This window comes from Clostridium sp. AF32-12BH, assembly GCF_003477935.1.
Lineage (GTDB): Bacteria > Bacillota > Clostridia > Lachnospirales > Lachnospiraceae > Brotaphodocola.
On sequence record NZ_QUEH01000046.1, the window covers coordinates 1 to 490 of the forward strand.

Consider the following 490-nt stretch of genomic DNA (forward strand, 5'->3'; position numbering starts at 1 on the left):
TGTTACGCTTTAGAAGCCGTTTTCAGCCCTCCGAGGGTAAATATACCGGCCCCCTCTCTACTGCGCCCGGAAAGCCGCATAAATCAAGGCTTTTTTGTCCTCTAAATGCGAACATACCAGGGTAGAAGTTTAAGGGCCAGTGCTTGGGTAAACGGTCAGAAACATATATTGACATTGTAAATAAAAAGTTATACAATGGATATAATGAGAGTGAAAGGAGTTGCTACCTATGGCAAATACAAATATTAACATTCGTATGGACGCAGACTTGAAGCGGCAGTTTGAGGCGTTCTGTGCTGATATGGGAATGACGATGACAACGGCGTTCAATGTTTTTGCGCGTAAGGCTGTGAGGGAGTATAGAATACCCTTTGAAATTAGCGGCGATGTGCCGAACGCGGAAACTGTTGAAGCAATCAAGGAAGTAAAGAGAATGAAAGCCGATCCGAGCCTCGGCAAGACCTATTCCAATGTCGATCAGATGATGGAG

Annotated in this window: 1 protein-coding gene; it reads left to right on the forward strand. The window is 44.9% G+C overall.

Annotated features, from left to right (window positions below; all coding sequences use genetic code 11):
- Positions 1 to 229: 229 nt before the first annotated feature.
- A partial coding sequence (locus DWZ40_RS19120) for a type II toxin-antitoxin system RelB/DinJ family antitoxin (RefSeq protein ID WP_118544364.1) occupies positions 230 to 490 on the forward strand: 261 nt, incomplete at its 3' end.